The sequence below is a fragment of the Natrinema salifodinae genome (assembly GCF_900110455.1).
In the GTDB taxonomy this organism is placed as follows: Archaea; Halobacteriota; Halobacteria; order Halobacteriales; family Natrialbaceae; genus Natrinema; species Natrinema salifodinae.
In genome coordinates this window covers 538,363-561,341 of the sequence record NZ_FOIS01000001.1, presented here as the reverse complement: position 1 = coordinate 561,341, position 22,979 = coordinate 538,363, and the positions used below count along the sequence as shown (strand labels likewise).

The window sequence follows — 22,979 nt, the reverse complement described above, 5'->3', positions numbered from 1 at the left end:
TCGAATCGGCCGGATCGGGACGGTTCCGACGGCCGTTTCGCTCCTCCCGTCCGTTCACGGTCGCCGACAATCGACCGCGCGTCGACAGTTGCGCTGCGCGAAACGGCGCCGGCGACGGTTTCGTTTTCGGAAACCGACCCGCCGCCTTATAGCGATCGGTAACGAAATCCAAACACTGATTGCGCGCCGTCTGGCATCCGGACCGAACCCAACGCATGGCGGCCGATCCACCACCGAACGCGAACGAGCCGGCGACTGCGGCGGACGCGGCTCGAGCGAACGCGGATGCGGGCACGAACGCGTCCGCCCCCGTCACCGTTCGCTGCGAGGACGTCACTCACGAGTACGGCGACCGTTCCGGGCGGTTGCGGTCCGACCCCTCCCGATCGGTCACCGCGCTCCGCGACGCCTCGTTTACGGCCCGTGCCGGCGAGGTCGTCGGATTCGTCGGACCAAGCGGGAGCGGGAAGTCGACGGCCCTCCACGTCGTCGGCGGACTGCTCGAGCCGACCGCGGGGACCGTCGACGTGCTCGGCACGGATCTCACGCGACTCTCGGCGAGCGAACGGACCGCACTGCGGCGCGATCGCGTCGGATTCGTCTTTCAGGAGTTTCACCTGCTCCCGTCGCTGACCGCGCGCACCAATGTCGCCCTCCCGCTGATCGAACGCGGGGTGGCCCGCCGAGTGCGACGGCGGCGAGCGACCGACCTGCTCGAACGGGTCGGCCTGGCCGATCGCGCGGACCACCGACCGAGCGAACTCAGCGGCGGCGAGCGACAGCGCGTCGCGATCGCGCGGGCGCTGGTGACCGATCCCGACCTCGTGTTGGCCGACGAACCGACCGGCGAACTCGACACGGCGACCGGCGAACGGGTGCTCGACCTCCTCGTCGACGTCGCGGACGACCGGACGGTCCTGATCGCGACCCACGACGAGCGGGCGGTCGCGGTGACCGATCGCGTGCTTCGACTGCTCGACGGAACGGTAACGAGCGGGACGAGCGATGGCTGACGAACCCGAGACCCGCGATCGCGAGCGAGGGAGAGAACACGGCCGCGGCAGCCGCCGCCAGCAGTGGCTCGGCCTCTGCCGGCTCTCGCTCGACCGCCTGGCCGCGCGACTGCGCCGGCATCCGAGACGGACCGGGGTGACGGTCTCGCTGGTCGCGCTCACGATCGCACTGTTGCTCGTCGTCACCGGGATTGCGGTCGGCCTGGCGGGCGAGTCGACGACCGACGAATCCGAGATCCGCGTCGTCCCCGAGGGCGGCGGCACGCTCTCGTCGGTGATCGACGTCGAGGGGCCGCGCCTCGGGGACACCCACGGGCGGACGGCGACGATCGACGACCGCGACGACGTTGCGCACGCGACGCCGATCCTCACGGAGCTCGTGCGGCTCCGGACCGCCGACGGGGAGACCGAAACCGCGCTCGCGCTGGGCGTCGTGCCGCCGGCCAAACCGACCGAGATCGAAGGCGTCTCGACGGCCGGACTCGAGCCGGGCGATCCGCACTTCGCGAACGGGTCGTTCGACGGCCCGCGGACGGACGAAATCGTCGTGACGGACGCCGTCGCGAACGACCTCAACGCGACGGCGGCGGACGACATCGCGATCGGAAGTCCGCGGTCGCAACTGTCGGGGGCGGGGGGACAGCAACGGCAGGCGGAGGACGAAGCGGACGAAAACCGATCTCGAACCCCCGCCGGCGTCCGAACCGTAACGGTGACCGCCGTCGACGACACCGAAACCACCGATCTAGCCGGCGAGCTACCGCTGGTCGTGGTCCACTTGAGCGAACTCCAGACGCTGACCGGCGCCGACGACGGCGACCTCGCCGACCAGGTGCTCGTCGAAGCCGGTTCGGACGCGTCGACGGGAACGGTCGAGGCGGCGGCCGAAGACGCGTATCCGAACGCGACGGTCCGGGCCGGCGGCGACGGCGGGGTGGCGTCGATTCGAAGCGACGACCTCGCGCTCGCGACGAGCCTGGTGGCGCTGGTCGTCGCGGTCGCGATCTGTTCGCTGTTCGTCGCGACCGCGGCGGCGCTGACGATCGAGCGGGACCGGCGGACGATCGCCGCGCTCGCGGCGGTCGGCTTCTCGCTTCGCTCGCGCCTGGCCGTCGTCGCGCTGACGACGCTCGGGCTGACGCTGGCGGGCGCGCTGGCCGGGGTCGGCCTCGGCGTCGTCGGGATCGCAGTGACGAACCGCGTGGCGACGGCGACCGTCGCCCCGGAACCGATCGCGGCGCTCCGGCCGGTCCTCGCGCCCTACGCCGTCGGAGTGGCGCTGATCGCCGGCGTGCTCGCGCTTCCGTACCCGCTCTACCTCGTCGCACGAACGAACGTCGTCGCCGAACTGGGGCGGTAACATGGGCGGGAAACTCGCTAAATTCGGCGCGGTCGCCCGCCTCACGATCGAGCAAGTGCGCCACGAGCGCGGGCGGACCGCGCTCGTCGTCCTCGCGATCGGCCTGGCCGTCCTGGCCGTCACGCTCCTGGGAAGTCTCGGGCTGGGCGTCATCCAGACCGGCGAGGACCGATTCGACCGGTCCGGCCAGGACGTCTGGGTCGCGGGAGAGTCCGTCGAACTGACGGCGACCGGCGGCATCGAGAACCCGATCACCGACGCCCACGGACTCGCCGACGAGATGGAGGCTCGCGACGACGTCGAGGCGGCCTCGCCGCTGGCGTTTCACGGAATCTACGTCGGGACGGAGCCCGACGAACTCGAACTCGTGACGGGCGTCGGGGTGCCGAGCGAGCACCGCGGCCACTCGATCGAAGCGGGCGACGGGTTCTCGTCGGGGGAGAGCCACTACGCCGACGGCACCTACGAGGGGCCGATGAGCCGCGAGATCGTCGTCGATCCCGAGACGGCCGAGCGGTTCGACGTCGGCGTCGGGGATACCGTCTACGTCGGCACGAGCCCGACCACCGCCCCGGACCGCGAATTCGAGGTCGTCGGCATCTCGTCGACGTACTCGCAGTTCCTCGGGACGGCAACGGTGACGCTGCCGCTCGGGGAGCTCCAGGCGGTCACCGGCACGACGGGCCCCGATCGGGCGACGTACGTGACCGTAACCACGGCGGCCGACGCCGACCCGGCGGCCGTCAGCGAGGCCCTCCAGCGGTCGTATCCCGAGTACGACGTCCGGACGAACGAGGAGCAACTCGAGTCGATGCTGCGTGAGTACTTGCTCGTCCTCGCCAGCGGGGTGACGCTCGTCGCGCTGGCGGTGCTCGCCGGGGTCGCGCTGACGGTGAACACGCTCGCGCTCGTGGCCGCCCACCAGCGCGAGCGGCTCGCGGCGCTGCGAGCGATCGGGCTCTCGCGCGGCCTGCTCGCGGGCCTCGTCGGCGGTCAGGGGTTCGTCCTTGGCATGCTCGGCGGCGCCCTCGGTCTCGCCGCGACCCCGGCGTTCGCCGCGGCGCTCGATCGCCTGGCCGCCTCCGTCGTCGGGTTCGAGAACTTGCTCCGAACGCCGCCGCTCCTCTACGGGGTCGGGTTCCTGATCGCGGTCGGCATCGGGACGCTCGGCGCCGTCGTCGCCGGCTGGCGGGCGGCCGGCTACGCGCGCGTCGACAACCTTCGAGAGTGAGTGCGGTCGTCGGGAATCGGCATCTCGGAGCAGCGGACCGCCGATCGACCCGACGAGTGCACGCGCGAACTCGATCGCTCGGTTACTCCGTCGAGGGGCCGGAATCGAGCTTCTCGGACCAGGTGCGGACCTTCTCTCGCGCGGGCGGGCCGGTCAGCAGGCTCACCGTCGTGAAGGTGACCGCGCTGGTGAGCAGTCCGTAGATGATCGGGAGGTTCGACGCGAACCCGTGCATCCAGATGGTCGCGATCACGACGGCCGCGCTGACGAAGATCGACGAGAGCGCGCCCTGCCACGTCGCGCCCGTCCAGAAGAAGGCGGCGAAGATCGGGACGAAGATACTCCCGCTGAGCAGCGCGTAGGTGAGCGATAACGCCTGAACGACGTTTCCGATCGCGATCGCGGCGTAGATCATGAGAACGCCGAGAACGAGGATGAGCGCTCGCGAGACGCGAGCGTAGGTCTCGTCGGACGCGTCGGGAGCGACGAACCGCTTGTAGACGTCGTTGGTGAACAGGGTACTCGACGCGAGAAGCGCCGAGTCAGCGGTCGACATCATCGCGGACACGAACCCCGCGAGGATGAGCCCCGAGAGCCCGACCGGAACGATTTCCAAGATCAGTTGCGGGAGCGCGAGTTCGGGATCCGAGAGGTTCGGCAGGAGGACGACCGCGATCGCGCCGAGGACGGCGGTCGCGATCCCGTAGACGATCGCGAACGAGCCCGCGGCGATCGTCCCTTTGCGAGCGGTCTCGGGATCGTCGGCGGTGAAGACCCGCTGCCACACGTCCTGTCCGATCATGATCCCGAGGACGTACAGCAGGAAGTAGCTGGCAATCGTCTGCCACCCGATGGCAGTGACGTCGAAGTACGAGGGCTCCAGTTCGGCCGTCAGCCCCGAGACGCCGCCGACGGCGTCGAGTCCGAGCGGGAGCGCGAGGAAGAAGATGCCGACGGTCATGATACACCACTGCACGAAGTCGGTGATCGTCACCGAGAGCATGCCGCCCAGCATGGTGTAGCTGATGACGATGATCCCCGCCGCCAGGATCATCGTATTCTGTTCGAAGCCGAACAGGACGCTCAGTACCTTCCCGATCGCGATCGTCTGGGTGATCGCGAGCGTGAGCGCGTAAATGCCGGCGATGACGGCGCCGATCGTTCCGGAGTACCGGTCGAACCGGCGCTCGAGGACCTCGCCGAGCGAGTAGGCCTTGAGATTGGCGAGGTTCGTCGAAATCAGAACGCCGAGCGCGACCGTCCCGAGGCCGAGCATGATGACGAGCCAGGCACCGGAAACGCCGTGTTGGTAACCGAGCCCGCCGCCACCGATCGTCGAGGCACCGCCGAGGATGACGGCGGACATGACCGGCACGTACATCCAGATCGGAATACTGCGGCCCGCGACGAGATAGTCGTCGAGCGTGTCCGATTTCCGGTACCCCCAGTAGCCGACGGCCAGCAAGCCGAGCATGTAGAGCGCCAGCACGCCAGTGTCAATGGTCGACACTACCATGGAAATGGGTTGCCGCATTATAGTATATAGTAGTTCTCATGAGAGAGAAACTCACAGCAAAAATGGTCGAACGGAGCGCACCGATAACGGACACGTTTATTGGACTATAGGATAGCGGTAGGGCCATGCCCGAAAATCTCGACCGTCGGGCGTACGATCTCCTCCGCCTCATCGACGGCCACGAACCCATCGGCAGCATCCGCCTGGTCGATCTGCTCAACCGGCACGGGTATTCCATTAAGGGACGCACCGTCCGGCTGATGCTCTCGGACCTGGACGAAGCCGGTCACACCGAGAAGATCCCCGGGAAAGGACGCCGGTTGACCGCGAAAGGGCGGTCGGAACTCGAACGCGGACACGTCAGCGCCCGCCTCGAACAGGTCCGCGAGCGGATCAGGACGCTGACCGGCCGGGTGACCTACGATCCGTTCGAGGATACCGGTGAGATCATCGCCGCTTCGGTCACTGTTCGGCGAGCGGAACTCGACGCCGCACTGGACGCGATCGAACCGCTGGCCGAGACGCCGCTCGGCCCGATCCGGATCGCGGTCGAAGACGCGTCGTTGGTCGACGCCGACTCCGAATCGCCCGACCTGGTCCGGCTCTCCGCGCCCTCGAGCATCACGCTCGACGGGGTGTTACTCTCGCGAGGTATCAATGCCGACCTCCGGACGGCCGGCATCGTCGAGTACTCTCCGGGCCGCGATCCCGATGCGTTTCCCCACGAGGGATCGTTCGATCCCGACAACGGTGGCGCGATCCTCCGGTATACGGATGCGATCAGCGGCGCTGGATCGACGGTCGACGTCGTCAGCCTCCTGATCGAAGCCGGCCGAACCGCGGTTCGGCCCGCGTTCGACGACAGCGCCGTGCCCGCCCTGTTCGTCGTCGACAACCGCGAGTTCCCGCTTACCCGATACGACGAGGCCGTCGATCTGGCGATCGAAACCCGCGAGCGACTCGGCGGCGTCTTCGACGTTCGGAAACCGCGCGAGGACGGCCCGTTCCCGACCGAGAAACCGGGCTGGGGGTTCGCGTCGATGACCTACGGCGCGGTCGGCGAACTCGTTCTCTCGCTGCTCGTCGCCGACGGGTACGCCGAGTCGTGGGAAACGCTGTCCGGCCTGGTCCCTCGCTCGCGGTTCGAACCCGTCGCCGCCGTGCAGACGCGGCGACCGTAGCGTCTCGCGTCACTCGGCGAACTGCCGCTCGATGAGCGTGACGAGGAGGTACGCCGCCAGCGTCTGGGTCGACTGCGTGGGATCGTACTCGGGAGCGACTTCCATGAGATCAGCGGCGCCGACCGCGTCGTGCGTCCCGAGCAGTTCCATAACGGTGAGCGCCTGGCGGCTGCTGAGCCCGGCGGGTTCCGGCGTCCCCGTCCCCGGCGCGACGCTCGGATCGACCGAGTCGATGTCGAACGTCACGTAAACCGCGTCGGTGCCGTCGGCCGCCCGCTCGATCGCGTCGGCGACGACGTCGCGGATCCCGCGCTCGTGGACGTCTCGCATCGTATAGAGGTTCAGGCCGCTCTCCTCGGCGAACTCGAAGAACCCGGGCGACTCGTACCCGCGGATCCCGATCTGGCTGACGGTCTCGTAGTCGCCGTAGTCGGACTCCGCGATCAGCCTGGTGGACGAGCCGTGGAAGTGCTCGCCGAGGACCGGGCTCTCGTCGGCGGTATCCGTGTGCGCGTCGATCTGGACGAGCCCGACGCTGTCGGCGTCGATCGCCTCGGCGAAGCCGCGATAGGAGGGATACGTACAGTAGTGATCGCCGCCGAGCAGCACCGGAAACGCCTGCTCGGCCGCGGTCGCGACGTGGGCGGTGATGCTCTCAGCGGACGTCTCCTGATCCTGCGGGAAGACCGGGACGTCCCCGCAGTCGGCGACCGTCACGTCGCTGAAGTCGACCTGAGCGCGCGTGTTCATGTTCGTCAGCCCGCCCTTGTACCCCGAGAGGTACGCCCACCAGGCGCTCGCCTTCCGGATCGCCGCCGGCCCGTAGCGGGCGCCTGGCCTGTTGCTCGCGGCGGCGTCGAGGGGCGCGCCGAGGACCGCGACGTCGACGTCGTCGAGATCGTCGACGTCCCGCGGGTCACCCTTGAGGAACGTCTGGTGACCGGCGTAGGCGAGTTCGACGCCGGCGCCCGCGTGACGCTCTCTGAACGCGCCGGCGCGAGACTGATTACGCTCGTCACGCATCGGCCGTCACCTCCTCGAGGACGGCGCGGAGTTCCCCGAGCGTCCGGTCGAGCTGGTCGGTCGTGATCGTCAGCGGCGGCTGGAACCGCACCACGTTCTTGTAGTAGCCGCCGACGCCCACGATGATCCCGCGATCGCGGAGTTCGTCGCCGACGGTCGCCGCGAGCGCCTTCGCGGGCGCCGGGGCGGCGCCCCGGGGCCCGGTCTCGGTCGGATCGACGAGCTCGATGCCCTGCATGAGCCCGAGTCCGCGGGTGTCGCCGACGACGTCGAAGTCGTCCTCGAGCGCCGCGAGTTCGTCGTCGAGCCAGGCGCCTTTCTCGGCTGTCTCGGCGACGATTCCACCCTCGAGTTCGTCGATCGTCGCGAGCGCGGCGGCGCAGGCGACCGGGTTGCCACCGAACGTCGAGAGGTGGTCGCCGGACTCGAAGGCGTCGGCGATCTCCGGCGACGCCGTGAACGCGCCGAGGGGAAGCCCGTTCGCGATCCCCTTGGCCTGCGTGAGGATATCGGGGGTCGCGTCGAAGTGCTCGGTGGCGAACATCGAGCCGGTCCGCCCGTATCCCGTCTGGACCTCGTCGGCGATCAGGAGCGCGTCGTGGTCGTGGGCGATCTCTGCGACCCGCTCGAGCCACCCCTTCGGTGGCACTACGATACCACCTTCGCCCATGACCGGTTCGACGACGATCGCGGCGAGATCGTCGCTCGTGTGCGTCCCGATGACGTGTTCGATCTCGGCCGCCGCGCGGTCCGCGAACGCGGCTTCCGAATCGGCGTCGGCACCCCAACGATAGCGGTAGGGAGCGGGCGCGTGGACCGCGTCGTTTATCGCGGGACCCATCTCGCGTTTGTAGGTGTGGTTCCCGGTGAGCGCCAGGCTGCCGAGCGTGCGCCCGTGGAATCCCATCTCGAGGGCGACCACTTCCTTGCTCCCCGTATACTTTCGAGCGAGTTTGATCGCGCCTTCGACGGCCTCCGTGCCGGAATTGCAGAAGAAGCTCTTTCGGAGATCGCCCGGGGTGATCTCGGCAATTCGCTCGGCCAGGTCGGCGACCGGTCGATTCGGGTGGACGTACGAACAACCGTGAACGAACTCGTCGAGTTGGGCTTTCGCTGCGTCGACGACCGCGTCGTTCCGGTGTCCGACGTTCGTGACCGAAATCCCGGAGAAAACGTCGAGATACTCGTTCCCGTCGAAGTCCTCGACGGTACAGTCGGACGCGCGCCGGAGCGGGACGTTCAGCGACTTCCAGATCGGCATCATGTACTCGTCGTACCGCGTTTCGAGCGTCTCGTTCGAGACAGCATCATGCCGCGACATTACCGAATCACCATGGCAATACATTGCCACCCATACGCTCTTAGCTATTCTGGTCGGGTCGGTCGAATAGAACGGGGACCCGGAAGCAGTAGAACTGCTCCTAGCTGAGCGCGCATCAGGCGCGCGACTCTCCCCGCCGCGCGAATTCGTCCCATGCGTCAAGTCGAATTGAATGTCGCAGCGACGAGTACATAAACAGCGAGAAGACGACGATAGAGATATGATTTACATTTGTAGTAAATTATTCCGTATGAGGTTCCAGAGAAACGGGAATTCTGAAGATAAGTGCCGGGTCGAAACGGTCGGTTCTCGATCGGGCTCGCTCATCAATAACTATCACGGAAGACGATGAATGTGGTCGTCAGTGCTTCTGCGGGGGATTTTTATCGTGGCACGCACATCCACGACACATGCGACTTCACAACAGGGACGTCCGACAGGACGTCCGGGAACTCGGCGAGTTGCTCGGAGACGTCATCGAAGCCCAAACCTCTCGCAAGGGCTTCGAGACGGTCGAATCCGCTCGCCAGGCCGCCATCGACTACCGGTCGGGCGAACTCGACTCCCGCGAACCGCTGATCACCGAACTCGAAGGGCTCTCGCCCCACAACCAGCGGATCGTCGCGCGATCCTTCACCACCTACTTCGAGTTGATCAACCTCGCGGAGGAACGCGAGCGCGTCCGCACCATCCGCACCGACTCCCAGGACGGAACCCTCGAGGACAGCCTCGAGACCGCCGCCGACGAACTCGGCGAGAAGGATCTCGAGACCGTCCGCCAGGTCTTGGACGACGTGTTGATCGAGCCGACGTTTACCGCCCACCCCACCGAGGCCAGGCGAAAGACCGTCAAGTCGAAGCTCCGAACCATCTCGACGGAGCTCGAAACGCTGGACGAGCGGCTGCTGACCGAGAAAGAAAAAGGCCAGATCTGGCGGGATATCGACGCCGAAGTGACGAGCCTCTGGCAGACCCCGCAGGTGCGCAACCGCCAGCCCGAGCCCGAAGACGAAGCGCGCAACGTCCAGTGGTACCTCGAGAACACGCTGTTCGACGTCGTCGGCGAAGTCTACGACGAACTCGCCGACGCCATCGACGAGGAAATCGACGGCAGCCTCGAGATCCCGAAGCTCTTCGAGTTCCGGTCGTGGGCCGGCAGCGACCGGGACGGGAACCCCTTCGTGACCCCTGAAGTCACCGCGAATACGCTCGAGCGCCAGCGCTCGGTCGTTCTCGAGAAGTACCGCGAGCAACTCAAGCGCCTCTCGGGCGTCTTGAGTCAGGACGGCAGCCGGATCGACCCAGGCTCCGCGTTCCAGGCCTCGCTCGAGGAGGACCGCGAGCGCCTGCCCGGCAGCGCCCGCACCGCCGAGGAACGCTACCCCGACGAGCCCTACCGCCAGAAGCTCAAGCTCATGCGCGAACGGCTCGACCGCGTCGGCGACGTCCGGCCTGGCGGCTACGACGACGTCGACGACCTGCTCGCCGATCTCGAGGCGATCGCCGAGAGCCTCCGCCAGAACGGCGCCGAGAGCGTCGTCGACGCCCACGTCGATCCGATCCGCCGCCAGGTCGCGACCTTCGGCTTCTCGCTGGCCAGTCTCGACCTCCGCGATCACCAGCAGAAACACACCGATGCCATTGCCGAAGCCCTCGAGCAGGAAGGCGTCGACTATCACGCGATGTCCGAGGACGAACGCGCCGAGTGGCTGACCGACGCCGTCCTTCAGGACGAACCCGTGATCGACCTCGCCGAGACCGAAGACCTGTCGGACGACTCCGCGCGCGTCCTCCGGCTGTTCGACAACCTCGCGGCGTGGCAAAGCGAGTACGGCGTCCACGCGATCGACACCTACTGCATCTCGATGACCGAAGAACCCAGCCACGTCCTCGAGGTGCTGTTCCTGGCCGACCAGGCGGGCGTCGTCTCGTTGCCCGAACACAGCGGGATCGATATCGTCCCGCTGCTCGAGACCGAGTACGCGCTGTCGGGCGCGCGCCGAATCATGGGCACGCTGTTCGAGAACGAGGCCTACGGCCAGGCGCTGGAAGCGCGCGGGCGCACCCAGGAGATCATGCTGGGGTACTCGGACTCGAACAAAGAGAACGGCTTCCTCGCCGCGAACTGGTCGCTGTACAAGAACCAGCGCCGGCTGGGCGAGATCTGCGATGACCACGACGTGACCATGCGGCTGTTCCACGGCCGCGGCGGCTCGATTTCGCGGGGCGGCGGCCCGATGAACGAAGCGCTGCTGGCGCTTCCGAACAGCACCGTGACCGGCCAGGTGAAGTTTACCGAGCAGGGGGAAGCGATCGCCGAGAAGTACGCCAACCCGCGGATCGCCGAGCGCAACATCGAGCAGATGGTCAACGCACAGTTGCGCGCGCGCCTGTACGCGATGGATCAGCCCGAAGAGGAGGTCCACGAGGAGTGGATCGACGCCATGGAGACGATGGCCGACGCCGCTCGGCAGGAGTACCGCGACCTCTTAGAGAGCGACGGGTTCGTCCAGTACTTCGAGCAAGCGACGCCGATCACCGTCATCGAAGATCTCAATCTGGGCTCGCGGCCGGCCTCGCGGTCGGGCGAGCGCACCGTCGAGGATCTCCGGGCGATCCCGTGGGTGTTCTCCTGGACGCAATCGCGGTGTATCCTCCCCGGTTGGTACGCCCTCGCCTCCGGAATCGAGGCCTACCTCGATGCGGGCGGCTCGATCGAGACCCTCCAGGCGATGTACGAGGAGTGGCCATTCTTCCGAACGACCCTGGACAACGCCGCGCTCTCGCTGTCCCGGACCGAACTCGAAATCGCCGAGCAGTACGCCGACCTGGCGGAGCCGGATCTGCGCGAGCAGTTCTTCCCGCGGGTGACCGACGAGTACGAGCGCGCGGCCGAACTGATCACGGAGATCGGTCAACGTGACCAGCTTCATACCCGCGACTGGCTCGGGGAAAACCTCGAGCGCCGGAACCCGTACGTCGACCCGCTGAACACCCTTCAGGTCTACCTGCTGAACCAGACCCACCGGACCGACATCGAGGAACGGACGCTGCGGCTGACGGTCAAGGGAATCGCGGCCGGCATGAAGAACACGGGCTAACCGGAGCGATCCATCGGTTCGGATCGGGTCGGCGACCGCCGGTAACCGCCGTCGCCAGTGAGAGTGAATCAGTCACGAGGTGGAGAAAAATCGAAACCGGTAAAAACCTCTCCCGGGTACGTACGGGTGAGCCGAGATAGCCTAGCCCGGCCAAGGCGGCAGATTCGAAATCTGCTGTCCTCACGGACTCGGGAGTTCAAATCTCCCTCTCGGCGCTTCTTCACGACACAAAACGATGAGCGAAGCGAGTCGTCTGTGCCGTAAGAATGCAAACGATGATTTGAATTAGACCGAGGTTCTGCGCGAAGCGCAGGTTCTCGGGCGTGGTTCAAATCTCCCTCTCGGCGCTTCTTCGCGACACAAACCGACGAGCGTCGCGGAGCGGTGTAACGTGACTCGGTGGTTCAAACCGGGTTCGGGAATTTCGGTTGAACAGTTCGATATCTGCGTCGCCGAACGCAAGCACCGAATCGAAACCGCGAGCGTTGAACCGGTGCCGCGGGCGCAGGCGGGTCGGCATCGATAGTCCGGCGATGGAGCGAATATAACCGTCCGCCGCGGAAATTTCAGGACCGTTTTCGCGCGGACCCAATTCCCGAATCGCCGAGGGGGCGGCCCGTCATTCGCAGGCGCGGTCACTATGCGAATTCTTGTGGTACGAATTGGGACACGACCGCAATGAACGTGACTCGAGCTTCGACAGACTGGCCAGGGTGGTGTGATGACTGCTGACAAATCGGACGAGCCCGCCGACGACGAGACGTTCCATCCGCTCGGCGAGGCGTGGCAAGACGATCTCGAGGATCTACTCGACGAGACGGAGTACGACACGGACCTCGGGATGGATATGGCGCGCGATGCCATGCGCGTCACCAAGGGGGAACTCTCGGAGGAGGCGTTCCACGAGCGATACCACGAAGAGGTGATGGAGGAGTTCGGCGAGGACGAGCGGCCGATCGCCAGTCCGGACGACGGCGACGACGAGGGCGGACTGGGAGCGATGCTCTCGGGCCTCGGGGACGACGAGTCCCGTCGGGACATGCTCAAGAAGGCGGGTGCGGGTGCCGGATTCGTCGGTCTCAGCGCCTGGGGGACGGCCGAGACTCAGGGCGGCGACGAGGCCCCGAACATGGCCGCTGAAGAGACGTCGGAAAGCCAAGAGCCCGAATCGGGAACGCAGTGGGGAATGACAATCGACCTCGAGCACTGTGACGGCTGTCTCTCCTGTGTTACCGCCTGTAACCAGGAGCACAACTGGGACGAGGGCGCGAACTGGATGTACGTCCTCGCGTTCGAAGACGGACAGGTCGAGTCTCCCGAACCGGACGAGTTCGACAGCGTCCGCGACTTCAACTACCTCGTCCGACCGTGTCAGCACTGTACTGACGCCCCCTGTGAGAAGGTTTGTCCGACGACGGCCCGTCACACCCGCAACGAGGACGGAATCGTCCTCACCGACTACGAGGTCTGTATCGGCTGCCGGTACTGCCAGGTTGCCTGTCCCTACGGCGTCAACTACTTCCAGTGGGACGAACCCGACGTCGACCTGGACGAACTCGATCAGGAGTCCAGATACGACGACCGCGAACGGCCGGTGAGTCGACGCGCGCCCCGGGGCGTCATGTCGAAGTGCGTCTTCGACCCGGTCCGTCAGGACGGCGAACACGGCGAGTCGCTGGTCGGCACGACCGCCTGCGAGCAGGCCTGCCCGCCGAACGTGATCCAGTTCGGCGACAAGAACAACCCCGCGAGCGACCCGCAGCGCTACCAGGAGAACCCGAGCAGGGCGCGGACGGTCATCCAAATGGAGTCGCAACTGCCGTCGCAGGACGAGCTCGAGTCCTCGCTTGGCAACGACGCGGACCTCGACGCAGCCATCGAGAACGTCAACGGGCTCTCCGAGGAGTCGATCGCCCTCGCGAAGGCCGTCGAGATCACGCAGGAGGACTACGAGCAGGACCCGCCGCCAGGCGATAGCTTGCCGGACAAGGAGCAGACGGTCCTCGACGTCGTGAGTGCCCTCGAAGAGCAGGTCAATCTCGAAGCCCAGGACGCCCTCGTTCGGCTCGAACTCGCCGAAGAACCGGGCGACGACGAGGAGTTTCAGGGCCCCGACGAAGAGCTCGCCCAGGAGCGGTTCGAGGGGTTCATCGACGGTCCCGAATCGGAGTTCGAACTCCTCGCGGACATCGGAACGAATCCGAACGTCACCTATCTCGGCAACGAGCCGGGTCCCGACGCCGAGCAGGTTCCCGGTCCGACCTCCTACGAGGACGTCGGGATGGTCGACAGGCGCCAGGAGGTTCTCGACGACCAGACCGTCGGATTCGGGTTCCGAGACGACTAACCGTCGAGTGGGAGAACTCGTCGTCGGTGCTCGCCAGGCGACCGATCGTCAGAGATCGAACCCGAAGTTGAAGTCGCCCTGCCACCCGGGTCGGTCGCCCCGGAAGTAGGTGTTCCCGCGATGGCGGTTACCGACCCAGAGCACGTCCTCGAGTGTGGTATCGGGATCGCTCATCACGATGCCGTCGAACACCGCGTTCTCGATGTTGTGGTCCCGACCGCTCTCACTGAACCGGAGGCTCGCGCCGTCGGCGTCGATATGGCTGTTGTGGAGGACGAGTCGATCGACGTCGGTACCCCCTCTACTGACGAAGAAGCCGTGTCGGTCCTGATCGGTCTGCGATTTGAGATCGTACTCGCAGTCCTTGAAGACGACGTTCGACGAGCGCACGTAGACCGCGTAGTCCGAGACGCTCGGACTGGTTCGATCGGTGATCGTACACCCTTCGAACACCGTCCGCGTCTCGTCGTTATCGGCGACGCGGATCGCGCGTCCGTCGCCCCCCTCGTCGGTGATGTGCACCCCGCTTATGCGCGCCGGCCCGTCGTTCGTCAGGCGGACAATCTCGGTGTTCTTCTCGACCGTGTTGTGGATGGTGAGTCCGTCGACGATCTGGCCGCCGCCGTTCTCGACCCAGAGGCCGGACCAGGGGTATCCCGGATGTTCGGTCATGGTGACGCGGCAGTTCTGGACGTAATCGTTGGCACCGATGCGGATGCCCGCGCCGGCGCAGTTGCGGACGTGACAGCCTGTTATGATGTTTCGGCCGGCGTTGGTCGACACGTAGAGCCCGTTATCGATGTATCCCGTCACCTGACACCCCTCCCAGATGTTCGTTCCCCGGTTGTACGGTTCCGAACTGAACGGGATCGCGTGCCCGACCTGGGTGTCCCGGTCGTAGTGGGTGTCGCCGTTGTTGAGGTGGCACCCGCTGATGATGTTCGTCGTCGTGGGTTGCCGACCATCGACCATGATTGTGTGTCGATCGCCACCGAAGTCGGGGTTGCGCCTGTCACGGCGGCCGCGCATCGAGATGTTCTCGATTCGACCGTACTTGTAGGTGTACCACCGACAGATACCGGCGTCGTAGTCGCCGCGAATGTCGACCTGGAGGTCTCGCATCACCGTGCGCTGTGCGTGCGGAAGCGAGTCGTCGATGGTCCCGACCGTCATCAGCCGGTCGACGCCCTGATCGGTCACCTTGAGCGTCGCGAACGGATCGCCGACGATCCCCAGAAACTCGTGGGCGTCGAAGTGAACGTTGTCGGTCTCGACGTACCACGTTCCCGCCGGAATTTCGTAGCAGTGGTTCCGGTTCGTCGGTGCGAACGAGGTGTAGTGATCTTCGATCGCACCCCACAGGTCGTCCGCCTCGGGTTCGACGCCCAGGTCGTCGCGAACGTTGACGACGTTGGGATTCGTGTCGCTCTGGATACTGACGGTGTCTCCGCCCGCGTCGGCGACCGAGAGCTCTCCTCCGAAGTCTAACTGCGTCACGTCGTCGTCGACCGTCGTTCCCGAGTCGCTGACGGCGATTCCGCGCCCGTCCTCGCTTTGTGCCGCGGCGACGTCGACCCCCTGCGAACTCGACGCGGCCGCACCGGTAATGGCAGCACCGAGACCCAGTGCCCCGAGTCGACTCATGTACGAACGCCGCGTGCTATCTCCACTGGTCTGATCCGATCGATCTTGCTGGTGGTTATCCGCCATCGTATCCGAACAGTCACGAGTTCCCGGGAATTGTTATGGCCAGAATACTGACATTTGTGCTGTCGAGAACGGCGCGCGGTCCGTTCGCCGCCTGCAACGGTGACCGACCGGGCCGAGAAGGGACCGCGTTCGCCGGAGCCGCCGATCCCGACGCCGTCCCCCAGAAACTAGTGGCTATGTCTGGTTAGAATTACCATTCCTATTGACCATTAGACACGATTCGACGCGGCAGCGGCTCTCTCGCCGGTCAGATCCGCGAAATCCGGACTCGGGAATCCACACGTATTCAAGCGATGCACACCGAACGATCGACTATGAACTTCCGGCAGCGTCTGGTCGCCGCCGCCCTGTGGATCGGGGTCGCGGCGCTGATGGCGATCACGCTCGAACCCGGGCTCCCGACGTCGGTCGACGCGGTCGCGCGGCTGTTCGTCGTCGTTACGGCCCTGGCCCTGGCGGCCGTCTACGTGTACGACCCGTGGGACGTCATCAGCCGCTATCACGCCTAAACCAGCGGATTCCGGAGAGACCCGTGCACTGAGCGGTGACGGTAATCGTCCGGACGGATCGCGGGAGAAGCGGAACCGAAAGCGATCGGCGATCGTCAGTCGTCGGCCGGCGCGAGCGACTCGCGGTCGGCGGCGAGCAGCCGGTCGAGCGCGTCGACCATCGCCGTCACGCTCGCGCGGGTGATGTCGGCCTCGCTGCGGGCCACGGTTACCGAGCGGTCGTTGCGGACCATCGTCACTTCGACGGTGACGACGGCGTCGGTGCCGCCCGTGACCGCGTCGACGTGGTAGGACTCGAGCTCGGCGTCGGCCCGCGAGCCGAGCGCTTCGCGAACGGCCGAGACCGCGGCGTCGACAGGGCCCGAGCCGGTCCCGCTGGCGACGCGTTCCTCGCCGTCGACCTCGAGCCGGATGCTCGCCGTCGGGACGGCCCCGCCGCTGGTGGCGGTGAGATCGAGCAGGTCGACCACGCGGTCGCGGTCCTCGCCGGTGACGTCCTCGGCGACGGCCAGCAGGTCGGCGTCGGTGACCCGTCGGCCGCGGTCGCCGAGTTCGGTCACGCGCTCGGCGATCTCGGCGATCTCGTCGTCGTCGGCCTCGACGCCGTGTTCCTCGAGCGTGGCCGCGACGCCCGCGCGGCCGGTGTGTTTCCCGAGCGCGAGCCGCCGTTCGCGGCCGACGGTCTCGGGCGCGTAAGGCTCGTACATCTTGTCGTCCTTGAGCGTCCCGTCCGTGTGGATGCCGCTCTCGTGAGTGAAGGCGTTCTCGCCGATGACGGCCTTGTTCGGCGGGAGCTGGACGCCCGTCACCCGCGAGACGATCTGTGCCAGATCGTACAGCTCCTCGAGTTCGAGCGTCTCGACGTCGTAGACGTGCGAGAGCGCGATCGCGACCTCCTCTAAGGAGACGTTGCCGGCCCGCTCGCCGAGCCCGTTGACTGTACAGTGGACCATGTCGGCGCCCGCGGCGACGGCCGCGAGCGCGTTGGTCACGCCTAGGCCCAGGTCGTCGTGGGTATGAGCGCTGACCGGGCCCAGGTCGGCGAGCCTGGCGACCGCGTCGGCGGTGCGCTCGGGTCCGGTGTGGCCGACGGTGTCGGCGAAGCAGATCCGGTCGGCGCCGGCGTCGAGGGCGGTACCCATCAGCTCCTCGAGGTAGTCGAGGTCGGCCCGGGAGCCGTCCTCGCCGATGACTTCGACCCAGAGGTCGTGATCCGTGGCGTACTCGACGAGTTCGGCGGTCGTCGCCAGGTTGTCCTCGTGGGAGGTACCGACCTTGTCCTCGATGTGGCGGTCGCTCGCGGGGACGACGACGTGAACCCCATCGACGTCGCAGTCGAGCGCCAGATCGACGTCGGTCTGCATCCCGCGACAAAAACTGGTGACGCAGGCGTCCAGATCGAGGTCGGTCACCCGCGAGATGGCCCGTCGCTCACCCGCGCCGGTACAGGCGCTGCCGGCTTCGATGACGGCGACGCCCGCGCGTTCGAGGGCGCGGGCGATCTCGACCTTCTCGTCGGGCGAGAGCGAGACGCCTGGCGCTTGCTCGCCGTCGCGAAGCGTCGTGTCAAGTAGTTTAACGTCACGGTCCGATACGATCGTCTGTTCGGCGGAATGAGTTACGGGCAAGAGTGGTGATGCGGAAGTGTGGTTACGTTCGTCGGAGAATTTCACGCCCAGCCGGGTCGCCCCGACTTCCTCTATCCTCGTCGCGTGGCGTGGAGACGGAATCTCGTGCCATTGTATCTCGCCACATCGTAACACGCTGACTTAAAGCCGCCGGTTCGGGAGTACTGGCGGTGATATCGGGCCGTCGTCACCGCGTTCGATTCGACGTCGCAGCCCTGCGGTTTCGGACCTCAATCGGCCGCGACTCGGTCGTCCGCGAGGTGCAACCGGTCGCCTGGTTCGACAGCAGCCGCGGCACCGGCCGGCAGTTCGACGATCAGATCGGCCCGATCGCGAGCGAAGCTCCGCCACGGACGGAGCCGTTCGACGCGCCGGACGACGCCGTCGACGACCCAGACCGCGTCGATAGGGAAGCGGACGAACAGCATGTGGAGATCCCGCGTCGCGACCGAGTCGAACCGGAAGGCGAGCGCGTAGTCGTCCGGGACCGAACGCCGGAACATGAGCCCGCGCGCCTGGCTCACCAGCGAATCCGCGAGGTCGACGGTCGTCGCCAGCGTCGTGCGGTCGACGTCGCCGGAATCGGTCTCGGTCTCGGCATCGGAATCGGCATCCGACGGCCCGTCGCCGGCCGGCTCATGGACGAGTCGCATGGCGTCGACTCGAGTCGACGACGGCAAAAACCTTCTCGCCGCTTTCGGGCGCCTGGCGTCGTCCTCGCGTGCCGGCCTGCCGCTTCGTCCCTCACGGCCTCGACGGCCGCCGCTCAACCGAGCGCCACCGCGATAAGAGCGGCCGTCGAGACCGTGTTGAGCAGGACGTGGGTGACCGCGCTGCTCGCGGTTCCCCACCGGTGGCGTACGACGCCGAAGAGCAGTCCCAGCGTCAGCAGCGTCGTGAGCCGCACGATCGAGAGGTCCACGATCACGTGCTTGCAGGCGAACAGGACCGCCGTGACCGCGACCCCGGCGAGCGCGCCCCAGCCGTCGACCAGATCCGACTGGACGATCCCCCGCCAGACCTGCTCCTCGGCGATCGGGACGAGGAGTCCGTTGCCCGCGAGGAAGACGATCGCGAGCACGGGCATCCCCTCGACCGCCGAGCCCAGCCCCTCGCTCACCGCCGCGCCGCTCTCGTCGAGCCCGAACAGGGCCGCGTCGACCTGAGCAGCGCCGGCGAGAAGCCCGAACCGAGGTTGCGGAGCGTCCAGTCCCAGCCCCACGTCTCGCGGGCCTGGCCTCGCGCGAGCGCGTACCGCGTGAGGGCCGCGGCGATGAGCAGGAGCCCGACGGCGAGAACGATGGCGTCCGCCAGGCGCGGGTCGACGCCGGCGGCAGCGGCGGCGCGGACGCCACCGCGGCGGAGGGCGAACTCGAGGGCGATCCAGCCGGCGACAACGATCGCGGCGGTTTTGACCGGAGCGGGGTTGTCCGGATTCCGTCGAGTCATGCCATACGATTATTATGACCTTACATTTAATTTTTCAATCTGGTGAAGCGGGCGCAGCGATGGGGCGCTAGATTCAACTGGTCGGTGGCCCAAAGACGGGCGACCGACGATGGAGAAAACGCCGCAGGGGACTTCCGTCGGCGTCGACGACCCCTACGAGTTCGCCGGCGTCTGCGACCACCTCACCGGCGAGGGGCAGTGCCGGTACGCCTTCGACCACTACGAGCACGACCCCGAGTTCGCCCGCGAGCGCGCGAACGAAGAGTACGAGTGTCCCGTGGTTGATCCCGAATCGGACTGGTCGTGGGCCGACTGTCCGCACTTCCGCTCGCGCAACCGGGACCGCGAGTGCGTCCGCTGCGGGCTCGCGGAAAAGCGGATGGCCCACGACGACGAGCGGCCGCTGCTCGAGGAGCACCATCTCTCGTATGCGCGCGACGGGGAGACCCTCTCCCACGAAATCTCGATCTACCTCTGTCGGTGGTGTCACGCCAAGGTTCACAACTCCTGGGCGCGGATCACCGATGACGCCGCGCCGGACCCCGACGCGATCGCGGCGCTCGAAGCGCGACGGGGCCGAGAGCAGGAAGAACTCGGCTTCGAGTCGGCCGCGAAGCGGTACGGCGAGGACGACCGATAAGGGCGAGAGAGAACAGGGAGGCGGCCGCGACGTCGGCCGCCGCTTCGAAACCGACTACACTAACTTCCGGAGGAGGCCGTAGACCGCGTCGCGGATCCGGTCCGGCAGGTATCGCGCGTAGAGCCCGTACTGGGCGAGCGGTCCGACCGGATACCGCGCCGGCGGTTCGGGACTGGTCGCGGACTCGACGATCGCCGCCGCGACGTCTTCCGGTTCGGAGGCGAAGGGACCGCCGCTCCCGCCGCCGATTAACTGGGCCTCGTCGTAGAGTTCGTACAGTGACTCGTAGGCCGGCGTCCGCTCTTCCTCGGGCAGTTCCTCGTCGACGCGCTCGGTGAAGTCCGTCTCGACCGGGCCAGGCTCGATCAGCACGACGTCGATGTCGAACTCGTCGACCTCGGCGCGCAGCGAGTCGCTCATCGCTTCGAGGGCGTGTTTCGAGCCCGAGTACGCGCCGGAGCCGGGGAACGAGATGCGCCCGGCGACGCTCGAGACGTTGATGATCCGGCCCTCGCTCTGGGCGCGCATGTGCGGTACGGCGGCGCGGGTCAGCCGGTGGGGCCCGTAGACGTTGACGTCGAACTGCCGGTGGAGGTCGACCGTCGGAACGTCCTCGAGCGGCCCCATCTGGGCGTAGCCGGCGTTGTTGACGACGCAGTCGATCGAGCCGGCGATGTCGACCGTCCGCTCGACGACCGACGCGACCTGATCGGGATCGGTGACGTCCAACTCGAGGGTCTTGCAGCCGGCGTCGGCGAGATCCGCGATGTCGTCGACGTTTCGCGCCGTCGCGACGACCAGCCAGTCCTCGTCGAGAAACGCGCGGGCGGTCGCGCGGCCGATTCCGGACGAGCAGCCGGTGATGAGGACCGACTTTTTGCGCGTGTACCGGTCCTCGTCGGTCGTAGTTGTCGCCTCGAGATCGTCCGCGTCGTCGACGACGGTGCCGTCCGGCCCGTCATCGGCTGTCCCATCGACGTCCTCAGCGGTGGCCATACGTGACCGGTTCGGGAGACGATACCTAAGTATCGACGGTTTGTCGCGCTCATCGTAATTTTTTGATCGATGGGAGAATCGCGAGTCGAATAATCGGCCGCTAGAACGTGGCCGAACTACTCGTCGAGGCTCCGCTTGGCTTCGTCCGCGTACGTGTCCGCTAGGCGGACCGGGTCGGGAAGCTTGTACGACGAGGCGAGCTCGAGGGCGACGTCGGCGGCGGTTTCGGGACCGACGCGGTGGCCGGGGCTGACGTACAGCGGGTTGATGTACCGGTCCGGCGAGTCGTACTGGCGCGTCTGGACGGCATAGCCCAGCAGGGTGCCGTCGGGGGCGTCGACCCGCGAGTTCGATTCGACGGCGACCGTCGAGCCCGCGGGGAGGTTCTCGGTGTTCCCCCGCGGGGTCCCGCAGAGCAGGCTCTTTGCGACGCCGATGCTCGGCACGTCCCGGACGACGCCCATGTGCGTCGCGATGCCGGCCTGGCGAAAGTGGATGCGGCCGCTGCCGTCGAACAGGATCAGGTCCGGTTCGACGGACAATTCGTCGAGCGCCGCGAGGATGGGGCGGCCCTCGCGGAAGGAGAGGAGCCCGGGGATGTAGGGGATCTCGAGCGGCGTCACCGCGTGGACGCGCTCGACGACCTCGCCGCCTTGAAGGGCGACGACGGCGCTCAAGGCGCGGTCCTGATCGCCGGCCTCGTTCGTGAGAAACGATTGGTCGACGCCGACGACGACCGGGGGATCGCCGCCGCTCGACGTCGTCGCGAGCGGGTTCGAGAGGGTGGCGGGATCGAACGAAAAGTCGTCCGCGAAGACGGCGGCGTCGGCGATCTCGCGCTGGAGGGCTTCCATCTCCTCGCGCGAGAGGGCGGCGTCGGGTGCGAGATCTGGACGAGGGGAACTCATCGAGTCGGTCGTGGTAGGCGCCGCGAAACAATCAGTTGCGGGGTTGCGGGATCGGGAATCGCGACGGTGGGACGGAGGGAGAAACGAGCGGGGCGCGGGACGACCGGCGTCAGAACCGGCGGCGACCGCCCGGACCGCCGGGGCCGCCAGGGCCGCCGGGACCGCCACCGCCGAACTGTAGCTGGTTCGGCGCGCGGACGTTCCGGTTGCGCTTGACGTACTCGCCGTAGGCTAAGCCGATGGCGAGGCCGACCAGGTGGGCCATATGTGCGATGTTACCGCCGCCGCCGGTACTGACGAAGAAGATGCTGAACACCGCGTATCCGCCGGTGAGAACCCAGATCGGGACGGGGAGAATGAAGTAGAGGTAGACCTTGAGACCGGGGTTCAGAATCGTGAGGACGCCGAGAACCGCGAGTGCAGCACCGCTAGCTCCGACGACGCCCGGCGTAAACGGCGTCACCGTACTGGCCTGTAATATTTGGATGGAAACCTGTCCGAGACCGGCGAGTGCACCGCTTACGAGGAACAAAATTGCGAATTTCCGCGAACCGACATACCGCTCGACGAGCGGTCCGAAGAAGAATAACACGATGCTGTTGCCGACGATGTGGCCGAAACCGCCGTGTGCGAAGATCGATGTGAACCACGTCCAGACGTACTCCGGATGGTACGGTCTGAGAACGAATATCGAGTTGTAGGCCTCGTAACTGAGGAACTGACCCAGGACTAACTGACTAAAGAACGTCAGCCACATCAGCGCGAGGAACGTGTAGGCCATGTTCCCGCGGAAGTACGCCAGCGGTCCGCCCGGACTGGTGTCGATCGGGAGTTTGTCGGCGAGGCTCGAGGCCCGCGACGTGCTCCCGCCGTTGACGCTGTCGTCGAACCCGCTGTCGAAGACGCCCTGCGGGTCGTTCCAGTTCTGGAGCCCCGAACAGTCGTGGTTCTCGGGAAGCCGGTGGTCGGCACAGTAGGTGCCGCCGCAGTGCCGACAGTTGTACGGCATGTTTTCGTCCTTCCCACACACGTCGCACTTGGCCATT

The 22,979-nt window shown here is 66.7% G+C and carries 19 protein-coding genes and 1 tRNA gene; 9 read left to right on the top strand and 11 right to left on the bottom strand.

Annotation, left to right across the window (positions count from 1 at the left end; translation table 11 throughout):
- Positions 1–215 precede the first annotated feature (215 nt).
- Genes BMY29_RS02570 through BMY29_RS02560 form a run of 3 tightly spaced genes read left to right on the top strand, consistent with a single transcriptional unit; the run spans position 216 to position 3,604 of the window.
- Positions 216–1,013, top strand: coding sequence for an ABC transporter ATP-binding protein (locus BMY29_RS02570; protein ID WP_049991874.1), 798 nt, complete (start codon positions 216–218; stop codon positions 1,011–1,013).
- A complete protein-coding gene (locus tag BMY29_RS02565) occupies positions 1,006–2,373 on the top strand; it encodes an ABC transporter permease (RefSeq protein WP_074854612.1) in 1,368 nt (455 codons plus the stop codon). Before BMY29_RS02570 ends, BMY29_RS02565 begins: the two co-directional genes overlap by 8 nt.
- Position 2,374: 1 nt before the next feature.
- Positions 2,375–3,604 carry an ABC transporter permease gene (locus BMY29_RS02560; RefSeq protein ID WP_049991873.1) on the top strand — a complete coding sequence of 410 codons (1,230 nt, stop codon included), beginning with the start codon at positions 2,375–2,377 and terminating at the stop codon, positions 3,602–3,604.
- 82 nt (positions 3,605–3,686) lie between these two features.
- Here BMY29_RS02560 and BMY29_RS02555 read toward each other — a convergent pair whose 3' ends face one another.
- The gene (locus BMY29_RS02555) at positions 3,687–5,120 is read right to left on the bottom strand and encodes a sodium:solute symporter family protein (RefSeq protein ID WP_049991872.1); all 1,434 of its coding nucleotides are present in this window, start codon (positions 5,118–5,120) and stop codon (positions 3,687–3,689) included.
- A 125-nt stretch (positions 5,121–5,245) separates the two neighbouring features.
- On the opposite strand from BMY29_RS02555, the gene BMY29_RS02550 reads away from it, so the two are divergent.
- Positions 5,246–6,301: an NrpR regulatory domain-containing protein gene (locus BMY29_RS02550; protein WP_049991871.1), complete on the top strand. Its 1,056-nt coding sequence runs from the start codon at positions 5,246–5,248 to the stop codon at positions 6,299–6,301.
- A 9-nt stretch (positions 6,302–6,310) separates the two neighbouring features.
- Here BMY29_RS02550 and speB read toward each other — a convergent pair whose 3' ends face one another.
- Both speB and BMY29_RS02540 read right to left on the bottom strand, forming a co-directional pair.
- Positions 6,311–7,324, bottom strand: a complete 1,014-nt coding sequence (speB, locus tag BMY29_RS02545) for an agmatinase (protein WP_049991870.1) — start codon at positions 7,322–7,324, stop codon at positions 6,311–6,313.
- Positions 7,317–8,645 carry an aspartate aminotransferase family protein gene (locus BMY29_RS02540; RefSeq protein ID WP_049991869.1) on the bottom strand — a complete coding sequence of 443 codons (1,329 nt, stop codon included), beginning with the start codon at positions 8,643–8,645 and terminating at the stop codon, positions 7,317–7,319. The genes speB and BMY29_RS02540 overlap by 8 nt, the downstream gene beginning before the upstream one ends.
- A 410-nt stretch (positions 8,646–9,055) precedes the next feature.
- On the opposite strand from BMY29_RS02540, the gene ppc reads away from it, so the two are divergent.
- The 3 genes from ppc to BMY29_RS02525 all read left to right on the top strand — a co-directional run bounded on the left by ppc (position 9,056) and on the right by BMY29_RS02525 (position 14,093).
- Positions 9,056–11,746 carry a phosphoenolpyruvate carboxylase gene (ppc, locus tag BMY29_RS02535; protein ID WP_049991868.1) on the top strand — a complete coding sequence of 897 codons (2,691 nt, stop codon included), beginning with the start codon at positions 9,056–9,058 and terminating at the stop codon, positions 11,744–11,746.
- A 130-nt stretch (positions 11,747–11,876) separates the two neighbouring features.
- Positions 11,877–11,961, top strand: a tRNA-Ser gene (locus BMY29_RS02530).
- Between the two features lie 506 nt (positions 11,962–12,467).
- Positions 12,468–14,093 carry a 4Fe-4S ferredoxin N-terminal domain-containing protein gene (locus tag BMY29_RS02525; RefSeq protein ID WP_049991867.1) on the top strand — a complete coding sequence of 542 codons (1,626 nt, stop codon included), beginning with the start codon at positions 12,468–12,470 and terminating at the stop codon, positions 14,091–14,093.
- A gap of 48 nt (positions 14,094–14,141) precedes the next feature.
- Here BMY29_RS02525 and BMY29_RS02520 read toward each other — a convergent pair whose 3' ends face one another.
- Positions 14,142–15,737 (bottom strand): right-handed parallel beta-helix repeat-containing protein, encoded by a 1,596-nt coding sequence (locus BMY29_RS02520; protein WP_049991866.1) that lies wholly within the window; start codon positions 15,735–15,737, stop codon positions 14,142–14,144.
- Positions 15,738–16,117: 380 nt separating this feature from the next.
- Between BMY29_RS02520 and BMY29_RS02515 the strand changes: the two genes are divergently transcribed.
- Entirely contained in the window at positions 16,118–16,312 is a 195-nt protein-coding gene (locus BMY29_RS02515; RefSeq protein ID WP_049991865.1) for a hypothetical protein, read from the top strand.
- Between the two features lie 95 nt (positions 16,313–16,407).
- Here BMY29_RS02515 and BMY29_RS02510 read toward each other — a convergent pair whose 3' ends face one another.
- The 4 genes from BMY29_RS02510 to BMY29_RS21370 all read right to left on the bottom strand — a co-directional run bounded on the left by BMY29_RS02510 (position 16,408) and on the right by BMY29_RS21370 (position 19,389).
- Entirely contained in the window at positions 16,408–17,940 is a 1,533-nt protein-coding gene (locus BMY29_RS02510) for a (R)-citramalate synthase (RefSeq protein ID WP_049991864.1), read from the bottom strand.
- 230 nt (positions 17,941–18,170) lie between these two features.
- A complete protein-coding gene (locus BMY29_RS02505) occupies positions 18,171–18,593 on the bottom strand; it encodes a DUF192 domain-containing protein (RefSeq protein WP_049991863.1) in 423 nt (140 codons plus the stop codon).
- A 113-nt stretch (positions 18,594–18,706) separates the two neighbouring features.
- Positions 18,707–19,060: a CPBP family intramembrane glutamic endopeptidase gene (locus BMY29_RS21375; RefSeq protein WP_241471325.1), complete on the bottom strand. Its 354-nt coding sequence runs from the start codon at positions 19,058–19,060 to the stop codon at positions 18,707–18,709.
- On the bottom strand, positions 19,057–19,389 hold the full coding sequence (locus BMY29_RS21370; protein WP_241471324.1) for a hypothetical protein: 333 nt from the start codon (positions 19,387–19,389) through the stop codon (positions 19,057–19,059). The genes BMY29_RS21375 and BMY29_RS21370 overlap by 4 nt, the downstream gene beginning before the upstream one ends.
- A 109-nt stretch (positions 19,390–19,498) precedes the next feature.
- Here BMY29_RS21370 and BMY29_RS02495 point away from each other — a divergent pair, with 109 nt between their 5' ends.
- The gene (locus tag BMY29_RS02495; protein ID WP_049991862.1) at positions 19,499–20,029 is read left to right on the top strand and encodes a DUF7097 family protein; all 531 of its coding nucleotides are present in this window, start codon (positions 19,499–19,501) and stop codon (positions 20,027–20,029) included.
- Between the two features lie 54 nt (positions 20,030–20,083).
- On the opposite strand, the gene BMY29_RS02490 is transcribed toward BMY29_RS02495, so the two are convergent.
- From BMY29_RS02490 to BMY29_RS02480, 3 genes are all read right to left on the bottom strand, one after another.
- Positions 20,084–21,025 (bottom strand): SDR family oxidoreductase, encoded by a 942-nt coding sequence (locus BMY29_RS02490; RefSeq protein ID WP_049991861.1) that lies wholly within the window; start codon positions 21,023–21,025, stop codon positions 20,084–20,086.
- Positions 21,026–21,141: 116 nt separating this feature from the next.
- The gene (locus BMY29_RS02485) at positions 21,142–21,933 is read right to left on the bottom strand and encodes an endonuclease V (protein WP_049991860.1); all 792 of its coding nucleotides are present in this window, start codon (positions 21,931–21,933) and stop codon (positions 21,142–21,144) included.
- A 109-nt stretch (positions 21,934–22,042) separates the two neighbouring features.
- Positions 22,043–22,978 (bottom strand): rhomboid family intramembrane serine protease, encoded by a 936-nt coding sequence (locus BMY29_RS02480; protein WP_074854611.1) that lies wholly within the window; start codon positions 22,976–22,978, stop codon positions 22,043–22,045.
- Position 22,979 lies beyond the last annotated feature (1 nt).

Coding starts and splice junctions, on each gene's coding strand:
- BMY29_RS02570 (WP_049991874.1), top strand. CDS start 216: ATGGCGGCCGATCCACCACCGAACGCGAACGAGCCGGCGACTGCGGCG.
- BMY29_RS02565 (WP_074854612.1), top strand. CDS start 1,006: ATGGCTGACGAACCCGAGACCCGCGATCGCGAGCGAGGGAGAGAACAC.
- BMY29_RS02560 (WP_049991873.1), top strand. CDS start 2,375: ATGGGCGGGAAACTCGCTAAATTCGGCGCGGTCGCCCGCCTCACGATC.
- BMY29_RS02555 (WP_049991872.1), bottom strand. CDS start 5,120: ATGGTAGTGTCGACCATTGACACTGGCGTGCTGGCGCTCTACATGCTC.
- BMY29_RS02550 (WP_049991871.1), top strand. CDS start 5,246: ATGCCCGAAAATCTCGACCGTCGGGCGTACGATCTCCTCCGCCTCATC.
- speB (WP_049991870.1), bottom strand. CDS start 7,324: ATGCGTGACGAGCGTAATCAGTCTCGCGCCGGCGCGTTCAGAGAGCGT.
- BMY29_RS02540 (WP_049991869.1), bottom strand. CDS start 8,645: ATGTCGCGGCATGATGCTGTCTCGAACGAGACGCTCGAAACGCGGTAC.
- ppc (WP_049991868.1), top strand. CDS start 9,056: ATGCGACTTCACAACAGGGACGTCCGACAGGACGTCCGGGAACTCGGC.
- BMY29_RS02525 (WP_049991867.1), top strand. CDS start 12,468: ATGACTGCTGACAAATCGGACGAGCCCGCCGACGACGAGACGTTCCAT.
- BMY29_RS02520 (WP_049991866.1), bottom strand. CDS start 15,737: ATGAGTCGACTCGGGGCACTGGGTCTCGGTGCTGCCATTACCGGTGCG.
- BMY29_RS02515 (WP_049991865.1), top strand. CDS start 16,118: ATGAACTTCCGGCAGCGTCTGGTCGCCGCCGCCCTGTGGATCGGGGTC.
- BMY29_RS02505 (WP_049991863.1), bottom strand. CDS start 18,593: ATGCGACTCGTCCATGAGCCGGCCGGCGACGGGCCGTCGGATGCCGAT.
- BMY29_RS21370 (WP_241471324.1), bottom strand. CDS start 19,389: ATGACTCGACGGAATCCGGACAACCCCGCTCCGGTCAAAACCGCCGCG.
- BMY29_RS02495 (WP_049991862.1), top strand. CDS start 19,499: ATGGAGAAAACGCCGCAGGGGACTTCCGTCGGCGTCGACGACCCCTAC.
- BMY29_RS02490 (WP_049991861.1), bottom strand. CDS start 21,025: ATGGCCACCGCTGAGGACGTCGATGGGACAGCCGATGACGGGCCGGAC.
- BMY29_RS02485 (WP_049991860.1), bottom strand. CDS start 21,933: ATGAGTTCCCCTCGTCCAGATCTCGCACCCGACGCCGCCCTCTCGCGC.
- BMY29_RS02480 (WP_074854611.1), bottom strand. CDS start 22,978: ATGGCCAAGTGCGACGTGTGTGGGAAGGACGAAAACATGCCGTACAAC.